The sequence below is a fragment of the Arthrobacter sp. Bi26 genome (genome assembly GCF_918697925.1).
Taxonomy (GTDB): Bacteria; Actinomycetota; Actinomycetes; order Actinomycetales; family Micrococcaceae; genus Arthrobacter.
The window spans coordinates 1-17,162 of sequence record NZ_CAKKMF010000011.1; the positions used below are offsets into that span (position 1 = coordinate 1).

16 protein-coding genes and 1 tRNA gene are annotated in these 17,162 nt (G+C 67.5%); 7 read left to right on the top strand and 10 right to left on the bottom strand.

Features of this window, described 5'->3' with window-relative positions; translation table 11 throughout:
- Nucleotides 1–5 precede the first annotated feature (5 nt).
- From LQV16_RS04400 to LQV16_RS04415, 4 genes are all read left to right on the top strand, one after another.
- The gene (locus LQV16_RS04400; RefSeq protein ID WP_229992775.1) at nt 6–647 is read left to right on the top strand and encodes a winged helix-turn-helix domain-containing protein; all 642 of its coding nucleotides are present in this window, start codon (nt 6–8) and stop codon (nt 645–647) included.
- Between the two features lie 501 nt (nt 648–1,148).
- Nucleotides 1,149–1,352, top strand: coding sequence for a dodecin family protein (locus LQV16_RS04405; RefSeq protein WP_018774263.1), 204 nt, complete (start codon nt 1,149–1,151; stop codon nt 1,350–1,352).
- A 54-nt stretch (nt 1,353–1,406) separates the two neighbouring features.
- On the top strand, nt 1,407–1,934 hold the full coding sequence (locus LQV16_RS04410; protein WP_229992720.1) for a histidine phosphatase family protein: 528 nt from the start codon (nt 1,407–1,409) through the stop codon (nt 1,932–1,934).
- 141 nt (nt 1,935–2,075) lie between these two features.
- Nucleotides 2,076–2,627: a hypothetical protein gene (locus LQV16_RS04415; protein ID WP_229992721.1), complete on the top strand. Its 552-nt coding sequence runs from the start codon at nt 2,076–2,078 to the stop codon at nt 2,625–2,627.
- A gap of 58 nt (nt 2,628–2,685) precedes the next feature.
- Here the strand turns inward: LQV16_RS04415 and LQV16_RS04420 are convergent, their stop codons facing one another.
- The 5 genes from LQV16_RS04420 to LQV16_RS04440 form a co-directional block, all read right to left on the bottom strand.
- A complete protein-coding gene (locus LQV16_RS04420) occupies nt 2,686–3,339 on the bottom strand; it encodes a hypothetical protein (RefSeq protein WP_229992722.1) in 654 nt (217 codons plus the stop codon).
- Nucleotides 3,340–3,347: 8 nt separating this feature from the next.
- Nucleotides 3,348–4,010, bottom strand: a complete 663-nt coding sequence (locus LQV16_RS04425; protein ID WP_229992723.1) for a TetR/AcrR family transcriptional regulator — start codon at nt 4,008–4,010, stop codon at nt 3,348–3,350.
- Nucleotides 4,007–6,079: a YhgE/Pip family protein gene (locus LQV16_RS04430; protein ID WP_229992724.1), complete on the bottom strand. Its 2,073-nt coding sequence runs from the start codon at nt 6,077–6,079 to the stop codon at nt 4,007–4,009. The genes LQV16_RS04425 and LQV16_RS04430 overlap by 4 nt, the downstream gene beginning before the upstream one ends.
- On the bottom strand, nt 6,076–6,816 hold the full coding sequence (locus LQV16_RS04435; protein ID WP_229992725.1) for an ABC transporter ATP-binding protein: 741 nt from the start codon (nt 6,814–6,816) through the stop codon (nt 6,076–6,078). Before LQV16_RS04435 ends, LQV16_RS04430 begins: the two co-directional genes overlap by 4 nt.
- Before the next feature lie 114 nt (nt 6,817–6,930).
- Nucleotides 6,931–8,424, bottom strand: a complete 1,494-nt coding sequence (locus tag LQV16_RS04440; RefSeq protein ID WP_229992726.1) for an NAD(P)/FAD-dependent oxidoreductase — start codon at nt 8,422–8,424, stop codon at nt 6,931–6,933.
- Nucleotides 8,425–8,592: 168 nt separating this feature from the next.
- Between LQV16_RS04440 and LQV16_RS04445 the strand changes: the two genes are divergently transcribed.
- A complete protein-coding gene (locus tag LQV16_RS04445; protein WP_229992776.1) occupies nt 8,593–9,321 on the top strand; it encodes a FadR/GntR family transcriptional regulator in 729 nt (242 codons plus the stop codon).
- A 146-nt stretch (nt 9,322–9,467) separates the two neighbouring features.
- On the opposite strand, the gene LQV16_RS04450 is transcribed toward LQV16_RS04445, so the two are convergent.
- Nucleotides 9,468–9,541, bottom strand: a tRNA-Arg gene (locus LQV16_RS04450).
- 277 nt (nt 9,542–9,818) lie between these two features.
- Between LQV16_RS04450 and LQV16_RS04455 the strand changes: the two genes are divergently transcribed.
- Complete coding sequence (locus LQV16_RS04455) at nt 9,819–11,654, top strand: phosphoenolpyruvate carboxykinase (GTP) (protein WP_229992727.1); 1,836 nt, start codon at nt 9,819–9,821, stop codon at nt 11,652–11,654.
- A gap of 242 nt (nt 11,655–11,896) precedes the next feature.
- Nucleotides 11,897–13,309, top strand: coding sequence for an FAD-binding oxidoreductase (locus LQV16_RS04460; protein ID WP_229992728.1), 1,413 nt, complete (start codon nt 11,897–11,899; stop codon nt 13,307–13,309).
- Nucleotides 13,310–13,397: 88 nt separating this feature from the next.
- On the opposite strand, the gene LQV16_RS04465 is transcribed toward LQV16_RS04460, so the two are convergent.
- The 4 genes from LQV16_RS04465 to LQV16_RS04480 form a co-directional block, all read right to left on the bottom strand.
- Nucleotides 13,398–14,558, bottom strand: a complete 1,161-nt coding sequence (locus LQV16_RS04465) for a globin domain-containing protein (protein ID WP_229992729.1) — start codon at nt 14,556–14,558, stop codon at nt 13,398–13,400.
- A 191-nt stretch (nt 14,559–14,749) separates the two neighbouring features.
- Nucleotides 14,750–15,199, bottom strand: coding sequence for an Rrf2 family transcriptional regulator (locus tag LQV16_RS04470; RefSeq protein WP_229992730.1), 450 nt, complete (start codon nt 15,197–15,199; stop codon nt 14,750–14,752).
- A gap of 20 nt (nt 15,200–15,219) precedes the next feature.
- On the bottom strand, nt 15,220–15,705 hold the full coding sequence (locus LQV16_RS04475) for a hypothetical protein (protein WP_229992731.1): 486 nt from the start codon (nt 15,703–15,705) through the stop codon (nt 15,220–15,222).
- A gap of 2 nt (nt 15,706–15,707) precedes the next feature.
- Nucleotides 15,708–17,126, bottom strand: coding sequence for a phosphomannomutase/phosphoglucomutase (locus LQV16_RS04480; RefSeq protein WP_229992732.1), 1,419 nt, complete (start codon nt 17,124–17,126; stop codon nt 15,708–15,710).
- Nucleotides 17,127–17,162 lie beyond the last annotated feature (36 nt).

The window sequence follows — 17,162 nt, forward strand, 5'->3', positions numbered from 1 at the left end:
CCCCGGTGATTGCCCCGGGTTCCGGCAGCCCGGTCCGTCCAGCCCCCAGCGACAACGTGGCCCGCGGCTTCGTGCTGTACATGGGGATCGACGAGGAAACCGCAGCCGCGGCCGGCACGTCCATCGCCAAGCTTGCCCAGGAAATCCGGGCCTACGCACAGTCGCTCGTTGCCGGCGCCGAAAGCTATGCCGCTGTCGCCGTCGCACCGGCCAGCGCCCCGGGTTCCGCGCTCGACGTCGTCCGCTCGACCTTCGGTGACCCCACCGCAGGGGCCCGCCAGCGCACCGAAACCGCACGCCTGCAGCAGCCGCAGGATCCGCGGCCTTCCGGAGTGCTGATCGACCTCGCCCGCCGTGAGGTGCACCTCGACGGCGAATCCCTGAACCTGACATTCAAAGAGTTCGAGCTCCTGAACTACCTCGTGGAGAACGGCACACGCACTGTGGGCCGCGACGAGCTCCTCGAAGGCCTGTGGCGGAACGCCGAAGAGGTCCCGAACGAGCGGACCATCGACGTCCACATCCGCCGCCTGCGTTCCAAGCTCGGCCGCCTCGCCAACACCGTGCGCACTGTGCGCGGCCAGGGGTACCGGTTCTACGAGCACCCCGAAGTAGTGGTCTGGGCCGCTCCGGAATACTCGATCTAGCTTCTAGCCCACGCAAAGCGTCCGTTCCTCTCATTGGGGCGGGCGCTTTCGTGTTCTCCAGAGCGCGTTTCACGCGCTCCAGGCGGCTCTTTGCCGTGCCTTAGCGTTCGCTGGCTCCCTTAACCTCGCAAGCTCGGACAAGGAATCCGGCCAGCTCTTTTCCTCCTTCGTTCCTCAGTCGGCGATGCGGCACTACGCGGAAACCCACTTCGCTTCCGCCGGGCAGTCACATTCCCCGACGGGCGCTTTGGGTGGGCTGGCTGACGGGCATGTGCCTCCGCGGCTGAGGCGGCGAGGCCGGATCTTGGGGCCGCGGCGTGGCGGGCACCGCGGGGGCCCACTGCCGCGAGGGCCCCGACTCGAGCTTGCGAGAGTTGGGAGCGGCTGGGGACGGGCACGGCCCCAAATCCGGCGAAGCCGCTGTGCGTGGGGGTGGACTCTGTTGCGTTTCCTGGCTCCGGCGTAGTCTCGGACCGTTGAGCCGACAATTGGGAGGAAGACATGTCTGTTGCACGGATTACTACCCTGAGCGCGAACTCCAAAACCTCGTTTGATGCTGCCATCAAGGAGGGCATCGACCGGGCTAACAAGACCCTGCGCAATGTCACGGGGGCGTGGGTGAAGGAACAAAAGGTTGAAATCAGCGACGGCGCCGTTGTTGCCTGGCACGTGGTGCTGGAAGTGACCTTTGTCCTTGAAGACTGAGCGGCCGCTGGCGGGCTGGGCGCCTGGCGGCAGCCACCGCACTAGGATTGGGGCATGAGCGCGCATCACATCAAACGGCTGGTGATCATGCGGCACGCCAAGTCCGACTGGCCCGGTGGGGTTGCCGACCACGAAAGGCCGCTCGAAGAGCGCGGCCACAAAGATGCCCCGGTCGCCGGAAAGTGGCTGCTAAAGCACGGCGTGGTCCCTGATTTCATCCTCTGCTCCAGCGCGCTGCGGACCCGCCAGACCTGCACCTGGGTGTGCCACGCCCTCGGGGACAAGGCGCCGACGCCCAAGCTCGAGGATGGCCTGTACGCCGCGTCCGCCTCGCGCATGCTGGCGGTGATCAACCATGTCCCGGACACCGTGAGCACCCTCATGGTGATCTCGCACATGCCCGGTGTGCAGGACCTCGCCATGCATCTGGCGTCGCGCGATTCCGACCACGACGCCTATATGGACGCCGCCACCCGCTTTCCGACCAGCGCTCTGACCATCCTGGAAACGGAAAAGTCGTGGTCCGAACTGGACGGGCAGGACGCCAAACTGACCCACTTTAAGGTCCCCCGCGCCAAATAGCCGCAGGCCAGCCCGGACAGCGGTTCCCGAGACCATAGCTACCGGCCCCGTTCTGCGGTTTACTGTTGCTGTTCGCTGATGTGGTTTTTCCAGTGGTTTTTTGGGGCAGGTTAGGCAACCCGAGAGAAAAGGTGGATCAACGTGGATTCAGGGCAGCTCATAGGAATTGTCGTCGGCATCGTTGTGGTGCTCGCGATCGTGGCAGTGGCAGTCATGATCAGCCGCAAGCGCAAAGTGGCCGCGGACCGGAACCGCGCCGCCGAGATGCGGGAACAGGCCAAGGCCGACGAATTCGCTGCGCGGGAACGTGAGGCCAAGGCGGCGCGTGCCGAGGCCGACGCGCAGGAGGCCGACCTCGAAGCCGAGCGCCTGCGCCAGGTTGCCCGCAGCCGCCAGGAAGAGGCGGAAAGCGTCCGCTCCGGCGCGCAGGAGCAACTGCGCAAAGCCGACGAAGTGGACCCTGATGTGGTCACCTCCGAACGCGAAGGCGAAACCAGGGAAATGCCGACCCGCGCGGATTTGCGCTCCGAGAGGGCCACCGGCGAGCCAGCGAGCGGCAACACCGTCCCCGGCAACCCCGCCTCCGGCAACCAAGTGCCCGACGACCAGCGCAGCCGGGAAGACGTGACCCGGGCCGACACCGCACAGGGCCCGGATACCGCCCCCCGGGAAGACAAGCCGCGAAACCTCTGACCGAGACCTCGAACCTCTAACCCGAATCCACTGAGCCGCCAAGGGCCGCGCTCCGGAGTCAGCGGCGGGCGGAGGTCCGGGCAGGTGACTTGGTAGCAGGTGACTTGGCAGCGGGCGCCTTTGCGGGCGCCTTTACGGGCGCCTTTACGGGTGACTTTGCTGCGGGCCGGGCCGCCGCCCGCGGAGCCGCCGGGCGTGCGGCGGTTCCCCTCGGCGTCGGACGCGGCGCGGACGGCCTCGGGCTCGCGGACCTCGTCGCCGCGCCTCGTGCGGCAGGCGCCGGGCGGCGTCGCGGAGCCCGGCCCGGGGAACGCCGGCCGCGGCTCTTGCCGGGCAGGACAGTGCCGGCAAACAGCAACAGCAACGTGACGGCTCCGGCGGCCGCGGCCAGATAGAAGTACAGATCCGGATGCTCGGAATCGACGTGCGTGGACAGGGCGTCGGGATCGGGGTTGAAGGCCAGTCCCCACTGGCGCAGGAATGCGATCCCGAACGCGATGAAGAGGATGCTGCCGACCCCGCTCGCGGCCAGGGTCTTGTGCCGGCGCCGGACCACCACCTCCGCCACACAGGCCACATAGGCCGTGGCGGCAGCCCCGACGAACCACACCAGCACCCACTCGTGCAGGGTGATTCCGGTCAGGACCAAAAGTCCCAGGGCGGCGAGGAACGCTCCGATGGCGATCTTCCCGTTGGTACCCATGTGACGCATGTGAACAATCATGCCTGAGTGGGCGGCTGCTTCACGACGTAGCCGCGCATGGAGGCCATAATTGCGGCCACACTCTGCTCCCTGGTCCGCTCCGGGTTGTACGTCTGGCGGTCCAGGCCCACCACGAAACAGGCCCCAAAGATTGCCGTTTCGAGGCTGCCCCGGGATACACCGGGATCCACGGGATAGGCGGCGGCGACACCATCGATGGCAGAGCCGATCACCGCGAGCAGGCGCGCGCGGAGCTCTGCGAAGGTGTCCTGCCATTCACTGGGAGTGCGCCAGTTTTCGCTGACCCAAAGCCGGGCGAAGGACGGGTACTCGGCCATGAAGTCCATGGCCTGGCCGATCATCTCCTCCATGGCGGCGAGGGGATCGGCGGAGTCGTCCCGGACGCTCAGGAGCCGTGCCATGAGGATGTCCACGCCGTGGCGCAGCAGCTGGGCAATCAGGTCCGACTTGCTGCCAAAGTTGTAATACACCGTGCCCTTGGACACCCCGGCCGCCGTGGCGATCTCGTCCACCGTCACGCCCGCCGCGCCGCGCTCTCCGATCAGTTCCATGGACGCCTCGAACAGTTTCTGCTTCGTGGCGTTGGTGCGGGCGGGCCGGAGCTTTTTCTCCGCGTCCCCGGGACCTGCCGCGCTGCCGCCGCTTTGGCTGGTGGTCATACGGCGATCTCCGGTTTCAGCGTCTTGGGGGTCCAGTATTTGTTCTTCCGGGCGGCAACGGTTGACATTGCCAGTCCCAGCAAAGTGTAGCCAACCAGCCCCAGCATGGTGGGCAGGATGATGGCCAGGTCAGCGCCGTAGATCAGGTGCCGCATGCCGCTGACCACGTAGCCCATCGGCAGGATCTGGTGCACCACGTGCAGCGGCTCGGGCGTGGTCTGCCACGGGAACGTGCCGCCGGAGGAGACCAGCTGCAGCACCAGCAGGATCAGCACCACGAGCTTGCCGGGCGAACCAAGCAGCGCAACCACGCCCTGGATGATTGCGCTGAACGCCATCGCGGCCGCCAGCATGAGGAACCACATGAGCACCGGGTGGGCGGGGTTCAGTCCGAGCCCCACGTCCACCACCAGGGTCAGCAGGCTGGCCTGCACGGCGGACACCGCCAGGAACGGAAGCCAGCCGCCGGCAGCGATCTTCCAGGCCGGTGCATTGGAGGCCAGCGCGCGCTGGGTGACCGGGCGCATCGCCTGCACCAGCATGAAGATGCCGATCCACAGGGACAGCGTCAGGAAGAACGGCGCAAGTCCGGCGCCGTAGGACCCAGCCTTGGCCTGCGAAACATTGCTGACGGCGACTGGATCCGCCATGACCTTGGAGAGGCTGTCCTTCTGGGCGTCGTCGGGGTTGGGGACCTTCCCGGCGCCCTGGGCGAGTTCCGCGGCGAGCGTTCCCGCGCCGTCGGAGGCCGTCGCCGCGCCGCTCTCCAGCTGCGCCGCGCCGTCGTCGAGTTTCTGGGCTCCCTGCACGAGCTTGCCGGCACCGTCGACGGCGTTCTGCTGGCCGGCAGCGAGGGCCGCCGAACCGCCGGCGAGCTGGTCCGCCCCGGCGGAGGCCTTGGCGACGGCGTCGCTGAGGGCGGGCGCGGCGCCGGCCAGTTGTGAGGCGCCGGCGCTGACGGCGGCGGAACCGTCGGCCAGCTTCTGGACCTGGGCGGCGGCAGCCTGCAGCTTGGCGCCGGAGGGAGAAGCCACGGCAGAAGCCGCCGGCGGGGCCGGAGTGGCGTCGACGTCGGCAACCACCTTGTCGGCCTGCTCCTGGCTGAGGACGCCGGCGGCGACCAGGCGGGCCGTGGACGCCACGACCCTGCTCCGCTGGGCCTGCGCGGCGGCCTGCTGCGCGGTTTGTTCCGCGGCCGCGAGTTGTCCGGGAATGGCCTGCACCTGGGCGTTGAGCGCGGCGTTGCCCGCGGCCACCTGGGCGGCGCCGTCAGCCAGCCGCTGTGCGTCGGCGGGCAGGGCTGCCGTCTTGTCCTTGAGCTGGGTGAGGCCGCTGCTGAGCTGTCCGGCCCCGGCGCTGAGCGCAGTGGCGCCGTCCCGGAGCTTGACTTCGCCGTTGTACAGCTCGGTGGCGCCGGATGTGAGTTCGCCGGTGCCCTGGTGCAGGGTCACGGTGCCGTCGTGAAGCCGGGCGACGCCGTCGGCGAGCTGGCCGGCGCCGTCGGAGGCCTTGAGCATCTGCGTGTGTATGGTGCCGAATCCGGTGAGGAGCTGGTTGGCGGTCTCCTCGCCCACCTCCTTGGCGACCGTCGTGTGCACCGCGGTGGTCAGCTTGTCCACGATGGTGCTCAGCAGATAGTTGTTGGCATCGTTGGTGGTGACGTTCAGCATGGCCTGGTTGGCGGCGTCGAAGCTGCCGGGGGAGACCAGGTTCGCGGAAAAGTCCTGCGGGATTTTCAGGGCGAAGGCGTAGGTGCCGTTGCTGACGCCCTGGTCTGCCTCCTCCGTGCTGGCGACCGTCTTCCAGTTGAAAACATGGCGGTCCACCAGGCTCTCGGCCACCTTCCGGCCGGCCTCCAGCCGCGTGCCGTCGGCGGACGAGGCACCGGAGTCCTGGACCACCAGGGCCGCATCGATCTGGTTCAACTTGCCGTACGGATCCCAGTTGGCGTAGAGGTACACGGCGCCGTAGAGCAATGGAACGAGGGCCAGGGCCAGAATGGTCAGCTTGGGAAGCAGCCCGCCGGTCATTCGTTTGAGCTCGGAGCGGGCCAGCCGCAGCACTGTCACTTTGCGTCCTCGGTTTCGGGTGAGAGGGATTCGGGCAAGAAAGTTTCGGGACGGCGACCTACGCGAGTCTGGGCTGCATCAGCATCGGCGTCGTCAGCATCGGGTTCAGCTTGCGGGACGGCATTGCCGATCACGGCGGCGGGCCCCGTCCAGCCGTCCGGAATGCGGGTGACGGTGGCGACGACGGCCAGCGGCCGCCCGGCGTCGTGCGCCAGTTCCTGCAGCCGCGGCAGCCAGTCGGCGGCATCGCCGCTGTGCCGGTCGGGGGAGTCCACCACGAGGAGATCGGTGTCCGGATTGGCGAGGGCGAGCGCCGTGAGGAGCCCGGTCCGCCGGCCCGCCGGCAGCTGCTCGGTCCAAAGCCCGGCGATGTCTTCGAAATTGTTGAGCCTTAGCCAGGGCGTGCTGCGCGCGGCGCCGCGGTGGCGGCGCGGCACCAGGGCCAGATCCTCGGTGACGAGGTCGCGGACGCTCAGGTGCTGTTCGGGCTCGTTGACGCCGGGGGAGTCGACCACGCTGCTCGCCTGCCGGAGCACTTTGATCCGGGTATTTCCGTCCCAGCTCACGATCCCGGCGGAGGGCTTCATACGTCCGCTCAGGGCCAGGGCCAGGGCGGTCCGCTGGTCCTGGCGGACACCTTCGACCAGCAGGAGGTCTCCGCGCGCGGCCTCCAGCGAGGTGGGCGGCAGCAGGTCATCCCGCCGGCCGGTCACGGAGAGCTGTTGTACGCAGAGCAAAGCGGGCCTTTCGCAGGAACGATGTCCACTCAAGGCTAACTAAACTGACCAGTCAGTTCAAATAGAATGGGTTGGGTGTGATGAACCAGACGTGCCGCAGCCGCTCCGGCCGGTTCAGAGGCCGTATTCCTCCAGCAGGCGGAGCCAGACTTCGCTGATGGTCGGATAGGAGGGCACGGCGTGCCACAGACGCTCCAGCGGAACTTCCCCCACCACCGCAATCGTGGCGGCATGCAGGAGTTCGGCCACATCCGGGCCGGCGAACGTGGCGCCCAGCAGCACCCTGCGGTCCTCGTCGATGACCAGCTGCGCCCACCCTTCATAGTGTTCGGCGTGCAGGGACGAGCCGGCCACCTGGATGGGAAGCTCCACGGCAGAGGCCCGGAAACCGTCTTTCTCCGCCTGCGCCATGGTCCGGCCGACATTCGCCAGCTCCGGGTCGGTGAACACCACATTCGGCACAGCGTGCTCATATGCCGTCTGGGCAAAACGGCTCCACGGTGCCGGCTCGCCGGTGAGTTCGCCCTTGGCCCGGGCGGCAATGGCGTCTCCCGTGGCCCGGGCACCGTACTTGCCCTGGTGGGTCAGCATGGCCCGTCCGGCGGCGTCGCCGGCAGCATAGAGCCACGGGTTGCCGGACACTTCGTTGTCGGTGGCTTGGTGGACTAGTCCGGTGGAATCGGTAGTGAGCCGCAGGGTCCCGCCCTCGGGCGCCGGGAGGCCGACGCTGTCCAGGCCGAGTCCCTCAAGGGCGGGGTGCCGGCCGGTGGTGACGAGCAGCTTGTCCGCCGTCACCGTGGCGCCATGGGCCGGGCCCGGGTTGTCCTTGGGGCCGCCGTCGAGCACGACCGTGAGGGAGCCGTCGTCGTTCTCGTGCACGCTCCGGGTCCCTGTATGCAGGCGGAGGTCGACGCCGTCGGCGCGCAACCCGGCCGCGACCAGGTCGGCGGCCTGCTCCGGGAAAACGCCCAACAGGCTGCCGCGGGCCACGAGAGTCACGGACGCGCCAAGGCGGGCATAGGCCTGGGCGAGTTCGACGCCGGCAACCCCGCCGCCTAGGACCGCCAGCCGCGCCGGGACGGCGCGGGCGGAGGTCGCCTCCCTGGTGGTCCAGTACTCGACGTCGTGAAGCCCTTCGACCGGCGGCTGGTTGGGGGTGGATCCCGTGGCGACCACCACGGCGTGCCGGGCCGTCAGCGCGTAGCTGTTGCCGTCCAGCCCTGCCACTTCGACCTGCCGCGGGGCGGTGATCCAGCCATGGCCGCGGATCAGCTCGATCCCGGTGTCCTCCACCCACTTGACCTGGCTGTCGTCCTGCCAGTTCGAGGTGAAGTAGTCCCGGCGCTTCAGGACGGCTGCCGGATCCAGGGTGCGCGTGACGGCTTCCTGGGCTCCCGGGACAGTCTGGGCCCCGTGCAGTGCGGTTCCCGGGCGCAGGAGCGCTTTCGAGGGCATGCAGGCCCAGTACGAGCACTCGCCGCCTACCAGCTCCGCCTCGATGAGCACCGCCGTCAGGCCGCCGCGGACCACGCGGTCCGCCACGTTTTCGCCCACGGCGCCCGCGCCGATCACAATGACATCGAATTCCCGCAGAAGCTGTGCTGTCATGGCACCAGCCTACGCCGGGGCCCTGGCCGGATCCGGGCGGGCGCCCCGGGCGCCGGCGGTGCTGGGTTCCGGCGTAATATGCCGGGCCGGGCCCTTTGCAGGCGGGGGGGACGGTCGCTACTGTTGGGACCATACTTGGGGGAGGAGGCGGCCATGGCCGCACGCAACATGACAACAGGCACGGCCATACCGCTGGCGAGGTTCAGTGCCCAGACCCGGCTCCGGGCACTTCAGTCGGACATCCTGGAGCTGATCCTTGAGCGCGACCTTGTTCCCGGGGACCCGTTGCCGACGGAGAGCGAGCTCACTGCGGCCCTCGGCGTCGGCCGCAACACGCTGAGGGAGTCCCTGAAGGCGCTCCAGGCGCTGGGTGTCATCGAGATCCGCCACGGCTTCGGCATGTTTGTGGCGCCGAGCAATTTCGAAGCCCTGACTGACGGGCTCACGTTCCGGGCCCGGCTGTCGCTGCGCCATCACGGTGAGGAAGCCCTGCAGCTCGTGGAGGTCCGGCAAGCGCTCGAATCCGGCTTGGTAGGCGCTGCCATGGACCGGATCAGCGCAGAGCAGCTGGCCGCCGTGGAGGAATCTGTGCATCGGATGGAAGCGCTGGCTGCTGCCGGGGAGCCCTTCATCGAGGCCGACGCGGAGTTCCACCGCCGGCTTTTCGAGCCGCTGAACAACGATTTATTGATCAGCCTGATGGATGTCTTCTGGAAGGTGTACCGCACCATCCACCTCGAACTCGGCGGTCCGTACGCCGTCGACCTCCCGGCGACGGCGGCGCAGCACAGGGGGATCTATGAGGCTGTCGCCTCGGCGGATAAGGCCCTGGCAGCCGAACGGCTCAGCACCCATTTCGACGCAATTCGGGACATCATCGCCCAGGCCACGGGCTGATCCCTGCTGCGTGGGCCGCTAGCCCCTGGCTGTGTACCGTGCCTGTGTACTTTGCGGGTGTGCTTGGCATCTGTACTTTGCGCGTACCGCGGGCGCTTAAAACATAAGATCCGCCCCGGCGAACCGGGGCGGATCTTCTTCTTCTGTGCGCCCAAAGGGATTCGAACCCCTGACCTTCTGTTCCGTAGACAGACGCTCTATCCAGCTGAGCTATGGGCGCATTCTCGGCTCTTGGAGAACTTCTCGCTCCCCGAACCTCGAATTACTTTACGCGAGGCCGCGCCCAGTTACAAATCGAAGCGGGTGTAATTTAGCCGACTAGACCGGTCTATGTGACCTTAGTCACTAAACGGGTGCATGGCGGCTGGCTACTTCCTTGAATTTCCGCGGTTTTTGATTTGAGCCGGCTTGGTCATCCCATGTCCGGGCCCGAAATGGGCACCCTGCCGAGCCCTAGCATTTAGGACACACCACTGAACCCGAGGAAGGGAACCGTAATGGGAGATCTGGCGCGACTGCCGTTGCTTGAAAAAGCACCCACCACACATGCCGGTCTGCTGGCATGGGTAGAAGAGGTGGCTGAACTGACTCAGCCGGACCGGATCTACTGGGTTGACGGGTCGGAAGCGGAGAACACGCGGCTCACTGACGAGCTCGTGGCCGCAGGCACCCTGACCCGGCTGAACGAGGACCTCTTCCCCAAGTCCTTCGCGGCGTTCTCTGACCCCGCCGACGTGGCCCGCGTCGAAGAGCAGACCTTCATCTGCTCCGAGAAGGAACACGACGCAGGCTTCACCAACAACTGGATGGCCCCGGCGCAGATGAAGGAAAAGCTGCGCGGCCTGTTCGCCGGCTCCATGCGCGGCCGCACCATGTACGTGATCCCCTTCGTGATGGGCCACCTCGACGCCGAGGACCCCAAATTCGGCGTCGAAATCACCGACAGTGCCTACGTTGTCGCCTCCATGCGCATCATGGCCACTATCGGCACCAAGGTTCTGGACAAGATCACCGCTACCAACGCGTTCTTCGTCCCCGCCCTGCACTCCCTGGGCGCCCCGCTGGCCCCCGGCCAGGTTGATGTCCCGTGGCCGTGCAACCCGGACAAGTGGATTGTCCACTTCCCGGAGGAGCGCTCCATCTGGTCCTTCGGCTCCGGCTACGGCGGCAACGCCCTGCTCGGCAAGAAGTGCTACGCGCTGCGCATCGCCTCGGTGATGGCACGGGACGAAGGCTGGCTGGCCGAGCACATGCTCATTCTCAAGCTGACCTCGCCGGAGAAGAAGAACTACTACGTCTCCGCGGCCTTCCCGTCGGCCTGCGGCAAGACCAACCTCGCCCTGCTGGATCCGACCATCGAGGGCTGGAAGGTCGAAACCCTCGGTGACGACATCACCTGGATGCGGTTCGGCAAGGAAGGCGAGCTCCGCGCCGTCAACCCTGAGGCCGGCCTGTTCGGCGTGGCCCCGGGCACCGGCTGGGGCACCAACCCCAACGCGATGCGCGCCATCGCCAAGGGCCACAGCATCTTCACCAACGTCGCCCTCACGGACGACGGCGGCGTGTGGTGGGAGGGCATGACCGAGGAAGTGCCCGCACACCTGACCGACTGGCAGGGTAACTCCTGGACGCCCGATTCGGACAAGCCCGCTGCCCACCCGAACTCCCGCTTCTGCACGCCGATCGACCAGATCGACATGCTGGCCGAGGAGTACTACAACCCGGACGGTGTGGAGCTTTCCGCGATCCTGTTCGGCGGGCGCCGCAAGACCACCATCCCGCTGGTCACCGAGGCGCGCAGTTGGTCCAACGGCATCTTCATGGGCTCCACGCTGTCCTCCGAGACCACAGCCGCGGCTGCCGGTGCCGTCGGCGTTGTCCGCCGGGATCCGATGGCGATGCTGCCCTTCATCGGCTACGACGCAGGCGATTACCTGAACCACTGGGTCAACCTGTCCGCCAAGGCCAACCCGGAGCGCCTGCCCAAGATCTTCCTGGTCAACTGGTTCCGCCGCAATTCCGAGGGCGGCTTCGCCTGGCCCGGCTTCGGGGACAACTCCCGTGTCCTGAAGTGGGCCATCGAACGCCTCGAGGGCAAGGCCGACGCCGTGGAGACCCCCATCGGGTTCGTCCCCACCGCTGACGCAATCGACCTCACCGGCCTGGACATGACGCCCGCCCAGGTTGAAGAAGCCGTCCGGGTTGATCCGGCCGAGTGGGCCACTGAGCTGGCCTCCATCGAGGATTGGTTCGCGAACTTCGGCAGCTCGCTGCCCGAGGCACTGCAGGCCGAGCTGGACGGCCTGAAGGCCCGCATGGCCGTTCAGCAGTAGCAGCCGGCACTCAGCGACAACGACGGCGGCCCCGCACCTTTCAAAGGTGCGGGGCCGCCGTTTCCTGTTGCGGGTCCCGCCGGGACTTAGGTCCCTAGGCCGCATCCGAGCACGCCCCTAGGCTTGTCCGCATTCCATCAGCCGGGCCGGCCGCCGACTGGAGAGGGCGCTGGGAGGCATTCCGGGCGGGTGCAGCCGCGCCCCCGACATGCTCGCGGCCAGCGAGATTTCAGGAGTGCAACATGCTTGTCAGCGACGACATCCATGCCTTGTCCAGGGCGGTCGGCGGCCCGGTCGTGTTGCCGGGCAGCCCCGAATTCGCGGAGGAGACCTTCGCCTTCAACGTCGCAACGGTGCACCGGCCCGACGTCGTTCTTGGCGCCGCAGATGCCCAGGACGTCGCAGCCGCGGTGAAATGGGCGGCAGAACACCGGATTCCCGTGTCCGTCCAGTCCACCGGGCACGGCGCCGATTCAGCGATCGATGGCGGCCTGCTCATCAACACGCGGCGCCTGCAGGACCTGCAGATCGATCCGGTTGAACGCACCGCACGCGTCGGCGCCGGAGTGAAGTGGCGCACCCTCCTGGAGGCGAGCGTGCCGCACGGATTAGTCGGATTGCACGGCTCGAGTACCGATGTGGGCGTCGTCGGGTACACAGTGGGTGGCGGGCTGCCCGTCCTCGGCCGCGCCCACGGCTTCGCGGCGGACCACGTCCGCAGCATGGACATCGTCACCGCCGACGGCGCGCTGCGGCGGAACGACGCCGACGCCGAGGCCGAGCTGTTTTCACTGATGCGCGGGGGCAAAGGCAACTTCGGGATCGTGACCGCACTCGAGTTCAGCCTCTTTCCCGTCAGTGAGTTCTACGGAGGCGGCATCATCTATCCCGGGGCAGATGCGGCCACGATCCTGGCCGCCTTCCGTCAATGGCTGCCCACCCTGCCCGACGACGCCTCGCCATCGGTCTCCCTGCTGCGTCTCCCGGACATGGACTTCGTACCCGAACCGCTGCGGAACCAGTTCGTCGTGCACCTGCGCTTTGCCTTCCTGGGCAACCGCGAGGACGGCGACGCGCTGCTTGCCCCGATGCGCGCAGTCTCGACTCCATTGATGGACACGGCCGGGCCCATGAGCTACCTCGACGTCGACCAGATCCACATGGACCCCGCGGACCCGCTGCCCTTCACTGAAGGCGGAGCGCTCCTGAAGGATTTCGGCGACGAGACTGTTGCGGACCTGCTCGAGCTCACCGGGGACGGTTCGGACTGCCCGCTGCTGCTGGTGGAGATCCGGCCGCTCGGTGGGGCACTGTCCCGGCCTGCACTGTCCCGGCCGGGGGTTATGCCAGATGCAGTGCCGGATGCGGTGTCGGGGCGGGACGCGGCCTTCCTGCTGTTCCTCGTCGGCTTCAAGGTGCCGCCCATTGCGGAGGCGGTGGCGGCATCCATCCGCGGGATCCTTGCCGCGATGGCTCCCCACTCAACCGGATACACGCTGGTCAATTTCCATGGCGAGCCGGGCGACGAGGCCGACCGGGCCAGGGCGTGGTCTCCTGCGGTCTACGAGCGGATGCGGTCCGCGAAGGCCACGTATGACCCCGGCAATCTCCTGCGCTTCGGCCATGCGATCACCGGCGCGCCTGCCGCGGGGTGAGCCCGGCCTGGCTGCTTTGTCAGGTGAACCACGACGGCGGCCCCGCACCTTTGTTGCGAAAGGTGCGGGGCCGCCGTCGATGAGTAGTTTAGCTGGCGAGCCAGATGTCCGGGCCGAAGACCTCGTAGTGGATCTTCGTGGCCGGGATGCCGGCGTTGATGGCCTCGTTGCGGATGTTCTTCATGAACGGCAGCGGACCGCACAGGTACAGCGAGGCGTTGGCCGGGAGGTCCACCTCGCGCAGGGACATGAAACCTGCGTTCGAGCCGGCCTGCGGTTCCTCCAGCCAGAGCTGCAGGTCGGCGCCGTCGAGGCGTGCGACGTCGTCCGTCATCTGGGAGCGCAGCGCCCAGCTGTCCAGGGTGCTTTCGGCGTGCAGGACCAGGACCTGGCGGTCCGAGCCGGACTCGGCCAGGGAGCGCAGAATGGACGCCGTGGGCGTGCAGCCGATGCCGGCCGAGGCCAGGACCACGGGGCCGTCGCCCTCCTTGAGCGTGATTTCGCCGTAGGGGTTGGAGATTTCGATGATGTCGCCGACCTCGACGCTGTTGTGCAGCACGGGGGAGACCTCGCCGCCGTCGTCGAGCTTGGTGGTGAAGCTGCGGCTGGTGCCGGCGTCGCCGGAGAGGGAATACTGGCGGACCTGGCGGAGCCCGTCCGCAACGGTGACCTTGACGCTGACGTACTGGCCGGGGAGGGCAGCGGTGATGGGGGTGTCGTCGGCCGGTTCCAGGGTGAAGGTGATGGAGCCGGTGCCGGCGGGGGTCTTGGCGGCGACCTTCCAGGGGGTCCACATCTTGCCGTTGGCCTGGGCGGCGTAGAGGCCCTTCTCGAGCTTGATCAGCGCGTCCGCCATGAGCCAGTAGACCTCGGTCCAGGCCTCGGCGATTTCCGGGGTGATAACCAGTGCCAGGTCGTCGGCGATGGCCGCGAAGAGGTGCTCGTAGACCACCTGGTACTGCGGTTCCGTGATGCCGAGGGAAGCGTGGCGGTGCGCGATGCGGGACAGCACCGTCTCCGGCAGGGTCCCCGGGTTGCTGACCAGGTGGCTCGCGAAAGCGGCGATGCTTCCGGCCAGGGCCTGCTGCTGGTTGCCGTTGCCCTGGTTCGAGCGGCTGAAGAGCCCGTCCAGCAGTTCCGGGTGGGCGGCGAAGAGGCGTGCATAAAACTTGGGGGTGATCTCCCCGATCCGGGAACCGACGAGCGGCAGGGTGGCCTCGATGACGGGGAAGGACTTGTCCGAGAGCATGTTGACTCCTGAGATAGTGGCCCGGGGGTCTTCAACCGGACCGCGATGTAAATACTGTCATTTGAAATGCGTGTATTTATGCCTTATTTCTACATGCCGTAGAAGAACGACGCAAATCGGGTGTTTTCGGGCGTGTCGGGCAGTCGGTGCTGCTGCTGGGCAGGCCGGGCGGCCGAGGACCTGAGTGCATCCTACAGCCCGGGCCGCAGCCCGATCGCCTCGAACACCGGTGTCATCTGCCGTGAGGTCGGCAGCGAGGCGATCACAATCCCGTCGAGTTCGCTATAAAAGGCTTCGCGGGCCCGGGCAAGCGCGGCCCGGAGGCGGCATTCGGTGATGAGCGGGCACGTGCCGCCCGAGGCAATGCAGTCGGCCGGGTCCAGACGGGTGTCGAGTTGCCTCAGCAGCTGGCCCACCGTAGCGGTCCGGCCGGCGCTGCTCAGCCGGGAACCGCCGTTGCGGCCGCGTTCGACGTCGATCAGGCCCAGTGCGCGCAGCTTTGCCATCGCCTTGCTGACGTGGTTGTACGGGGTGCCGACGGCGTCGGCAATGCTCTGGGTGGTCAGGAGCCCGCCGTCAGGAGCGGCCGCGAGCACCAGCAAAGCGCGCAGGCTCACATCGGCGAACGCATTGATCTTCATATCCCCAGCCTAAGGGAGGTCTAGTCCACCCAGACGGCGGGCTCGTTGGTATCGGCGGCCAGCTGGCCAAATTCGAGTTCGTGCGTCCCGGCGTTCGCGGCGTAGGGCAGGACCGCGGCGAACAAGGAGCCGTCCTGGTGCTCTGCCGCAACGTGAATGGCGTCCGAGTCTTCCTCGAGCAGCGTGATGTCACAGACGACGGCGGCGGCCCGGAACTCCTCCCGGTGCTGCCGGAGCAGCTCATGGAGGTCCCGGATCATGGCGTCCGCGTCGAAGTCGCCTTGCGATCCGTCGCTCGCGTCCGCGGGGGTCACAGCAACCAGCCGGACCTCGCCGTCGTTCTGCACCACCAGGGCGAACGGCAGGAAGCCGCCGTTGCGTTCCAGCTGCTCCTGCGCGGCGCCGACGCCGGTCCCCAGCAGGTTCTCCAGGTCCGTGGCGCTGGCGTCCGGCACGGACTCGCGCCAGGAACCGGTGTTCGAGGACTCTTCGGGGTGTGCGGCCACGGCTAGCCCCGGACCAGCGCCAGGACGCGGTCGCGGACGCGTTCCATAGTGGCGGTGTCCGCGGCTTCGACGTTGAGGCGCAGGAACGGCTCGGTGTTGGACGGGCGCAGGTTGAACCAGTAGCTGCCGTCGGCGGCGATAAAGGTGCTGCCGTCGAGATAGTCGACCTCGACGTCGTCGTCGTGGAAATCCTTGCGGACCCGCTCGACCGCGGCGGCCTTGTCCTCGATTTCCGAATTGATCTCGCCGGATGACTGGTACGGCTCGTATTCGCGGCCGAGCTCGGAGAGCGGTCCGTCCTGCTCGCCCAGGGCGGCCAGGACGTGCATGGCGGCCAACATGCCGGTGTCCGCGTTCCAGAAGTCGCGGAAGTAGAAGTGGGCCGAGTGTTCCCCGCCGAAGATGGCTCCTTCCGCGGCCATGACGGCCTTGATGAAGGAGTGCCCCACGCGGGTACGGACGGGGCGGCCGCCGAGGCGCTCCACGAGTTCCGGAACCGCGCGGGAGGTCAGCAGGTTGTGGATGACGGTGGGCGTGTCTTCGCCGATGCCCTGCGCGCGGGCGATTTCGCGGCGGGCCACCATGCCCGTGATGGCCGACGGCGAGACGGGCTCGCCCTTTTCGTCGATGACGAAGCAGCGGTCGGCGTCGCCGTCGAACGCCAGGCCGATGTCCGCGCCATGCTCTAGGACGGCGGCCTGCAGGTCGCGCAGGTTTTCCGGTTCCAGAGGGTTGGCCGGGTGGTTCGGGAAAGATCCGTCGAGCTCGAAGTACAGCGGCACGATCTCCAGGGGGAGCTTGGGCAGCAGGGCATCGCCAAGCACGGCCGGGGTGGTGAGGCCGGCCATGCCGTTGCCGGCATCGACCACAACCTTCAGCGGCCGTGAACCGCGCAGGTCCACCAGGCCGCGCAGGTACTCCGAATAGCCCTTGAGGACGTCCTGCACGCCAATGAGGCCAATGCTGCCGGCCGCGGGGATGGTGCCGGCGTTGAGGTATTCCTCGGCGCGGGCTTGGATTTCCATGAGCCCGGTTTCGGAGGAGATCGGCACGGCGCCGGCCTTGGCCATCTTGATGCCGTTGTATTCGGCCGGGTTGTGGCTCGCGGTGAACGTGGCGCCGGCGGCGTTGAGGGCGCCGCAGGCGTAGTAGAGCTCGTCGGTGGAGATCAGGTCCAGCAGCTGGACGTTGGCGCCGCGGGTGGCTGCGCCGTTGGCGAAGGCTTTGGCGAACTCGGGGGAGGAGGGGCGCATGTCCCCGCCCACCAGCACGGTCTGCCCCGAGAGTTCCAGGACGTCGACGAAGGCAGCACCGACGGCTTCGACGATTTCCGCGGTAATGGATTGCCCCACGATTCCGCGCACGTCATAGGCCTTGAACGAGGTCGAGAGGTCAAAAGTCTTTGTCTTGTCCGTAGTCACGCGTCTTATCTTACGTTGCGGCGCTGACGCCGTGAC